Here is a 9,134-nt window from a genome sequence, read left to right on the forward strand (position 1 = left end):
ATTAAAAAACATCACCGTATCATCTGGCGACGCAATAGGACTATTTGCTCATAAATCAGGCATGAAACTGTTTGCCAACCAAGGCGATATTGCAGTGCAAGCCCAAAATGCCAACCTCAATATGGCGGCTAAGCAAGATATAAAAATAGACAGTGTTGATGGTGAAACACAGATAACAGCTACTAAAGCGCTGACCCTAATCTGTGGTGGCTCTTATATCAAAATCAGCAGTGAAGGCATTGAACTGGGTACGCAAGATAATATTTATCTTAAATGTAATGTCATGCAGAAGATGGGCGTTGCTAAATTAAATTACGATCCAATTGATGTACCAGCATTATTTACTGAGCAAGATATGCAAGAAGGCATCACGCTAGAACTTAAAACAGAAGATGGTTACCCCATTCCGATGACAAAATACATAGTACGTTTCGAAAATGGTGAATTGCGTCAAGGCAAATTAGATCGCGAAGGAAAAGTGGTATTAAAAAATGTGCCAACGGGTATGAAATATGCTTACGCTTACCCCGATCAAGATGACATCTTAGCTAAAGCCAACGCACAACGTCTACATAAAGCAATTAAAATTGGCAATGCAAATGAAATAATTGATTACTTAAGTTATGCGGAAGAAATTGTTGCAAAAACAAGCAAGGCGTATACACAGATCTATCATGAAGATTTAATAAAAGAATTAAAAGACGCAATTGGACCATACAGCAATCAGAAAAATCTCATTGATTATCTTTTAGCTAAAGCCAAAATCAAAAAACAATAAAAACAATAAAAACAATAAAAACAATAATAGGAAATAAAACAATGGATTTAGAAGACTACAAAATTGTGACAGAACCATCCTTAAAATATGTGATGCAAAATAAAAAAATGTCATTTTTTTTAAAAAAGGTTAATCCCGAAGCTGAAGATGTAGAGCGGTTATGGGTTCGCTGGGATTGTGTCAATCACACAAATGAAGACAAAAAAAAACAGAATAGTGTCAAAGGCCCCAACGGTTCTGAATGGCTAAACGCGACTTGGAGCTTAAGAGGAGTGCATACCGTAGTATGTACGGTAAAAAAAACTTTAGGTGACCGAAACCCAAAGACTTATCACTATGTGCAGCATGTTATCAGCCAAGATGAATGTTTAAGTTATGATAGTGGAACATTTGAAGAAACCGAAAATCCGTTCAACGTATTGCACAACTTAAAAAAACAAATTGAACTAATTCGTGCTTTAGAAGCTAACAGCCAGCTTAACGAAGATGAAAATAGCAAATATCAAGAACGCATCAAAAATATGGAAACATATGCAAAAAAACTAGAATATTTGCTAGAAAAAATACCAAATAGTCATAAAGAAAATTTTAAAATTATTACCGCAAGACACTACTCTAACGAGTATCCTGATACTAACTCAATTCTATTACAAGTTTGTTATTTTTATACAAATAATAAAGTTTATTTATTAGATTGGACTAGTCCAACCCAACAAGGATGGTGTGGAGTATTTGAAGGCAAAGGCGAGACAGAACAAGCCGCTGTCCTTGATGCATTAGAAACATGGGAAAGTAACAACCGTTATCCAAATGGCATATTAAAATGCCGTTATCTTTGCGCTAGCCACCCAACGTTAGAAATCCCCAAATTTGATGGTGAAGGGCTACTTAGTTGGGAGATAAATGATCACCATTACTCAGAAGAATACCAATTCACAACAGATGGGTCAACTTGGTTAGACAGCATTTCTAATGCGCTATCTTGGGTTGCAATTGGCGCATCAATCATTGCTGGTGCCATATTATTTTTTGTACCTGGTGGACAGGTGGCAACGGCAGCACTATGGGCTATGGCGGCTTCGGCTGTAGCGGGTACAGCGGCATCGGTAATTAATATAGCACAACGTTATAATACCGGTTTTAATAATTGGAAAGATGATGGTATAGATTCATTAACTATTGCAGCAAGCCTGTGTGGGCTTTCTTCACTTAAAATCTTAACAAAATGGAAACCACACGCATTCTTGCCGATGTCAGTGGGCAATATTAGTAACCCCAATGTCGTTAAAGCAATGATTATTGGCCAAGTAGCCGCAGACAGTGCCCTAGGTATCATGATTTCGACTGACGTTGCATCGGCCATTTATTCAACCATAGAAGATAAAACAATTCCCCCCGATGAAAAACTATCAAGAATATTAAGGTTAATAGCGGCAGGAGTAACCGTTGGTGCATTAACCTACATCAACATTAAAAGTGCTCGTGCCAGTTTTAGTTTTATAGAAGAAGACGCTTCTTTAGTTCGAAAAATGACAAGAGAAGAAGTTGATGCTATGCTAAAAAACCCCGAGATAATAATACTTGAGCATGGCGAGGGATTATCAACACAATCAACACGAAAAACCACCGAGATCACAACTATTGAACATGGCGGGGAATCAACAACACAATCAACACGAAGAATCCCTGAAATTACAACAACTGAACATGGCGGGGAATCATCAACACAACTAGCCATAATCCCCGAAACAAGAACAGCAGTTAGACAATTACAAGAGCTAAAATTATTACCCTTTCTGGACAACACTATAACACACCCCCCTAAGTTGCTCCCCAACATATTAATCATTAACCAAGACTATTTATATAATTTAACTATGCCCCCCATGATTGAATTGTTTTTAAAAAAAGAACTTTTCAAGTATATAAATTTAGATAACCCTATTGAAGCAATAGACTATGCTTTAAGCGATGGGCTACTTGCTTTACCTGATAAGTCAGCAAGTAATAAAAAAATACAGGTTCTAGTCAGGGTAGATGATCAAACTTCTAGCACAACAGAGGTAGACACCGTTATTGAAGAAAGTTATGCCCTAGACAATATTGAGAAGTTTAAGCAAATGGCTAGAATTAGCGGAGTGGAGGATAGTGATTGGAAAAAGTTAAAAGCTATCTCTCGAGCAACATGTACGGTTGAAGGCATTACATTTGAGACAACCCAAGAGTTTGCCAATTTACCTTTTAACTTGAAACAAGCCACTGAAGCTAAGGTAGTCTTTGCTGATACAAACAAATTTACTGGTAACTCAGCACCAATTCAAGTGATCGATATTGATCGTTATATATCAAAATTAGCTGGGCTATACCCTGATAAAGAAATGGATAAATTAACAGAAGATTTAATAAAAAACTATTTAGTCAAACATAAAAATCATCTATCAAACTTTGATGGTATGCCAGGTGCCCATGCTGAAATATTGGCTGTCGATTATGTATTTAAACAACTGAGTGCACGGGGACTAGATCCCAAAAAATATTTAAGTGCTATTGAGGTATATACCCTGAAAACTAATCGCCCAGCCAAAGAAGACGATTTTTTACGTGAATTTGAAGCTTGTGCTAATTGTAGTGGTATATTAGATCCGCAAATTAAAGTTCATACAGGACGACAAGGTGAAAGAAATGAATAAAATAAACAATACCCCCTCATTTAATCTACCTGTGCGGGTAGAATTAAGTTATTTACAACAAATTAGCGGTTTGTACTTTTTAAATGATGTACTGTTTACAGGGCTGGCTTATGACCATCGTGAACAAAAACTGCATAAAGTGTACCAAATCACCCAAGGTAAGATCACGGCTGAAGATGATTACGGTTTTTTTAAATACCACAGCCCAATAAAAATTAATTATGATGTGATTGAGGAAGAGCATGATTATGATTATGAATTGTTCTATCAAGGAAAACTATTTAACGGGATTACCTATTGTTATTGTGATGGCTTTGTCTATATGGAATTATTCTGGGTTGATGGCTATGTTGTCGAAACGATCAGCTGGTACCCAGATGGCTCGGGGCTAATTCGCTATTATGAAATGAATTACACTGAAAACCGATGCAAGATAGAGTGGAATTATAAACAGTTGAAAATGATTGATATTATGAGAGAGCAAGAAAATATTAGCTTTAATTTTAACAATAACAACCAAATCAAGTTTTGCTTTTTGGCGGTTGATAATATCGCACATTTAGGTAATTTAGTTAAACGAGACGATTTGCCTTTACCGGCCAATAATCTAACTGAATTACTGGCGCATTACCCATTAGCGGATGAGATCAAAATAAATATTCAGCGCAATGATAATTTTGACTATTTTATTAACCACACCCATTTTCGAGCCATTAAAAAATTACAACTGTCCACCGTACATTTGTCTTTACCCGTGCTCACGCAACTCATGGAGTTGCCCAACTTAACAAGTATCTTTTTTAAAGAAAGTGGCATAACGGATTATGACTTAAACAGATTGCCAGCACAAGAAAGAACCAGTAAACAACAACAATGTGATGAGCGTAACCATGCCTTATTAACATTATTATTGGCCATACAAGCTAAACGACATTGCCAAATTAGGCTAGACTCCAATTCAGGGCTATGGTTTGACTATTCGCCAGTGAATGGGAAAATAATTGCTGATATTAATCAAAGTAATTTCCAGTTTTTATTACAAAATTTGCCCCTTGATAAAATTACTCAGCTTGATTTACGGCAACGTGGCTTTCCTATTGCTTTATTAATACAACTTGCGCAATTTACCCATTTAAAAAGCCTAACAATTGAAGAGAAAAAAGATTATTCGCTTAATGAAGAAGCATTAGATAAACAGGCTAAAGCACTTATCTATCAGCAGCGCGAACAGCGTAATCAAGAAGTCTGGGCATATTTAAAAACGTTACAACTACAATTGCATTGTGATATCAAAATGATATCTGACACAGCACAAGTTTTTGAAAGACGCTATCAAAGCTATTTAACACATTGAATAAAAAATGAATAAAATAAACAATACCCCCTTATTTAACCTACCTGTGCGGGTAGAGTTAAGTTATTTACAACAAATTAGCGGTTTGTACTTTTTAAATGATGTGCTGTTTACAGGGCTGGCTTATGACCATCGTGAACAAAAACTGCATAAAGTGTACCAAATCACTCAAGGTAAGATCACGGCTGAAGATGATTACGGTTTTTTTAAATACCACAGCCCAATAAAAATTGATTATGATGTGATTGATGAAGAGCATGATTATGATTATGAATTGTTCTATCAAGGAAAACTATTTAACGGGATTACCTATTGTTATAGTAATGGCTTTGTCTCTATGGAATTATTCTGGATTGATGGCTATGTTGTCGAAACGATCAGCTGGTACCTTGATGGCTCGGGATTAATTACAGATTATGAAATGAATTACACTGAAAACCGATGCAAGATTGAGTGGAATTATAAGCAGTTGACAACGATTAATATTATGAGAGAGCAAGAAAATATCAGCTTTAACTTTAACGATAACAACCAAATCAAGTCTTGTATTTTGGCGGTTGATAATATCGCAAATTTAGGTAATTTAGTTAAACGAGACGATTTGCCTTTACCGGCCAATAATCTAACTGAATTACTGGCGCATTACCCATTAGCGGATGAGATCAAGATAAATATTCAGCGCGATGATAATTTTGACTATTTTATTAACCACACCCATTTTCGAGCCATTAAAAAATTACAACTGTCCACCGAACATTTGTCTTTACCCGTGCTCACGCAACTCATGGAGTTGCCCAACTTAACAAGTATCTTTTTTGACGATGGTGGTATAACGGATTATGACTTAGACAGATTGCCAGCACAAGAAAGAAACAGTAAACAACAACAATGTGATGAGCGTAACCATGCCTTATTAACATTATTATTGGCCATACAAGCTAAGCACCATTGCCAAATTAGGCTAGACTCCAGCTCAGGGCTATTATTTAGTTATTCGCCAGTGAATGGGAAAATAGTGGCTGATATTAATCAAAGTAATTTCCACTTTTTATTGCAGACTTTACCCCTTGATAAAATTACTCAGCTTGATTTACGGCAACGTGGCTTTCCTATTGCTTTATTAATACAACTTGCGCAATTTACCCATTTAAAAAGCCTAACAATTGAAGAGAAAAAAGATTATTCGCGTAATGAAGAAGCATTAGATAAACAGGCTAAAGCACTTATCTATCAACAGCGCGAACAGCGTAATCAAGAAGTTTGGGCATATTTAAAAACGTTACAACTACAATTGCATTGTGATATCAAAATGATATCTGACACATTCCAAGTTTTTGAAAGGCGCTATCAAAGCTATTTAACACATTGAAGAAAAATGAATAATATAAATAATATCATCCCATTTAACCTACCTGTACGGGTAGAGTTAAGTTATTTACAACAAATTAGCGGTTTGTACTTTTTAAATGATGTGCTGTTTACAGGGCTGGCTTATGACCATCGTGAACAAAAATTGCATAAAGTATACCAAATCACCCAAGGTAAAATCACGGACGAAGATGATTACGGTTTTTTTAAATACCACAGCCCAATAAAAATTGATTATGATGTGATTGATGAAGAGCATGATTATGATTATGAATTGTTCTATCAAGGAAAACTATTTAACGGGATTACCTATTGTTATTGTGATGGCTTTGTCTCTATGGAGTTGTTCTGGATTGATGGCTATGTTGTCGAAACGATCAGTTGGTACCCGGATGGCTCGGGATTAATTCGTTATTATAAAACGAATTATAGCCAAAACCAATGTAAGTTTGAGTGGCATTATAAACAGTTGACAACGATTAATATTATGAGAGAGCAAGAACACATCCGCTTTAATTTTAACAATAACAACCAAATCGAATCTTGCGGTTTGACTATTGAGAATATCGCACATTTAGGTAATTTAGTTAAACGAGACGATTTGCCTTTACCGGCCAATAATCTAACTGAATTACTGGCGCATTACCCATTAGCGGATGAGATTGTGTTAAACATTAAGCGCGATGATAATTTTGACTATTTTATTAACCACACCCATTTTCGAGCCATTAAAAAATTACAACTGTCCACCGAACATTTGTCTTTACCCGTGCTCACGCAACTCATGGAGTTGCCCAACTTAAAAAGTATCTTTTTTGACGATGATAGCTTCAGTAAATCTCGATTACAACGCTTACCAGAAGAAGAACAAATAATTAAACAACAACAATGTGATGAGCGTAACCATGCCTTATTAACATTATTATTGGCTATACAAGCTAAGCAACATTGCCAAATTAGGCTAGACTCCAATTCAGGGCTATGGTTTGACTATTCGCCAGTGAATGGGAAAATAATTGCTGATATTAATCAAAGTAATTTCCACTTTTTATTGCAGACTTTACCCCTTGATAAAATTACTCAGCTTGATTTACGGCAACGTGGCTTTCCTATTGCTTTATTAATACAACTTGCGCAATTTACCCATTTAAAAAGCCTAACAATTGAAGAGAAAAAAGATTATTCGCGTAATGAAGAAGTATTAGATAAACAGGCTAAAGCACTTATCTATCAACAGCGCGAACAGCGCAATCAAGAAGTCTGGGCATATTTAAAAACGTTACAACTACAATTGCATTGTGATATCAAAATGATATCTGACACAGCACAAGTTTTTGAAAGACGCTATCAAAGCTATTTAACACATTGAATAAAAATGAATAATATAAATAATATCATCCCATTTAACCTACCTGTGCGGGTAGAGTTAAGTTATTTACAACAAATTAGCGGTTTGTACTTTTTAAATGATGTGCTGTTTACAGGGCTGGCTTATGACCATCGTGAACAAAAACTGCATAAAGTGTACCAAATCACCCAAGGTAAAATCACGGACGAAGATGATTACGGTTTTTTTAAATACCACAGCCCAATAAAAATTGATTATGATGTGATTGATGAAGAGCATGATTATGATTATGAATTGTTCTATCAAGGAAAACTATTTAACGGGATTACCTATTGTTATTGTGATGGCTTTGTCTCTATGGAGTTGTTCTGGATTGATGGCTATGTTGTCGAAACGATCAGTTGGTACCCGGATGGCTCGGGATTAATTCGTTATTATAAAATAAATTATAGCCAAAACCAATGTAAGTTTGAGTGGCATTATAAGCAATTGACAACGATTGATATTATGAGAGAGCAAGAAAATATCAGCTTTAATTTTAACAATAACAACCAAATCGAGTTTTGCTTTTTGGCGGTTGATAATATCGCAAATTTAGGTAATTTAGTTAAACGAGACGATTTGCCTTTACCAGCCAATAATCTAACTGAATTACTGGCGCATTACCCATTAGCGGATGAGATCAAGATTAATATTCAGCGCGATGATAATTTTGACTATTTTATTAACCACACCCATTTTCGAGCCATTAAAAAATTACAACTGTCCACCGAACATTTGTCTTTACCCGTGCTCACGCAACTCATGGAGTTGCCCAACTTAACAAGTATCTTTTTTAAAGAAAGTGGCATGACGGATTATGACTTAAACAGATTGCCAGCACAAGAAAGAAACAGTAAACAGCAACAATGTGATGAGCGTAACCATGCCTTATTAACATTATTATTGGCCATACAAGCTAAGCACCATTGCCAAATTAGGCTAGACTCCAGCTCAGGGCTATTATTTAGTTATTCGCCAGTGAATGGGAAAATAGTGGCTGATATTAATCAAAGTAATTTCCAGTTTTTATTACAAAATTTGCCCCTTGATAAAATTACTCAGCTTGATTTACGGCAACGTGGCTTTCCTATTGCTTTATTAATACAACTTGCGCAATTTATCCATTTAAAAAGCCTAACAATTGAAGAGAAAAAAGATTATTCGCGTAATGAAGAAGCATTAGATAAACAGGCTAAAGCACTTATCTATCAACAGCGCGAACAGCGTAATCAAGAAGTCTGGGCATATTTAAAAACCCTACAACTACAATTGCATTGTGATATCAAAATGATATCTGACACAGCACAAGTTTTTGAAAGGCGCTATCGAAGCTATTTAACGCATTGAGTAGCAATAGTATTAATAATAAATAGTATTAATAATAAATAAGACAATAGCCAATAAGGTATGAATATTATCACATTGAATTAATGTCAATGTTTATGCTATGTTACTCAAGCGGTTAGTTTTAATGTATTAATTTACTTATACATAATTTTTGAAGAGAATATAACTCACTATGATACTTGCAATTGATGTCTATTACATTAATGA

General features: G+C 35.4%; 6 protein-coding genes. All 6 read left to right on the plus strand.

Features of this window, described 5'->3' with window-relative positions:
• Positions 1–778 (plus strand): DUF2345 domain-containing protein (locus A9G28_RS03070; RefSeq protein WP_141674675.1); only part of this gene is annotated, 778 nt, incomplete at its 5' end.
• 41 nt (positions 779–819) lie between these two features.
• The gene (locus A9G28_RS03075; protein WP_065579734.1) at positions 820–3,468 is read left to right on the plus strand and encodes a YwqJ-related putative deaminase; all 2,649 of its coding nucleotides are present in this window, start codon (positions 820–822) and stop codon (positions 3,466–3,468) included.
• Positions 3,461–4,822, plus strand: a complete 1,362-nt coding sequence (locus A9G28_RS03080; RefSeq protein WP_065579735.1) for a hypothetical protein — start codon at positions 3,461–3,463, stop codon at positions 4,820–4,822. Before A9G28_RS03075 ends, A9G28_RS03080 begins: the two co-directional genes overlap by 8 nt.
• Before the next feature lie 7 nt (positions 4,823–4,829).
• The gene (locus tag A9G28_RS03085) at positions 4,830–6,191 is read left to right on the plus strand and encodes a hypothetical protein (RefSeq protein WP_065579736.1); all 1,362 of its coding nucleotides are present in this window, start codon (positions 4,830–4,832) and stop codon (positions 6,189–6,191) included.
• Between the two features lie 6 nt (positions 6,192–6,197).
• Positions 6,198–7,559, plus strand: a complete 1,362-nt coding sequence (locus A9G28_RS03090; RefSeq protein ID WP_065579737.1) for a hypothetical protein — start codon at positions 6,198–6,200, stop codon at positions 7,557–7,559.
• Positions 7,560–7,565: 6 nt separating this feature from the next.
• Positions 7,566–8,927 (plus strand): hypothetical protein, encoded by a 1,362-nt coding sequence (locus tag A9G28_RS03095; protein WP_065579738.1) that lies wholly within the window; start codon positions 7,566–7,568, stop codon positions 8,925–8,927.
• Positions 8,928–9,134: the final 207 nt, after the last annotated feature.

The sequence above is a fragment of the Gilliamella sp. Fer1-1 genome (assembly GCF_001690825.1).
Lineage (GTDB): Bacteria > Pseudomonadota > Gammaproteobacteria > Enterobacterales > Orbaceae > Gilliamella > Gilliamella apicola_C.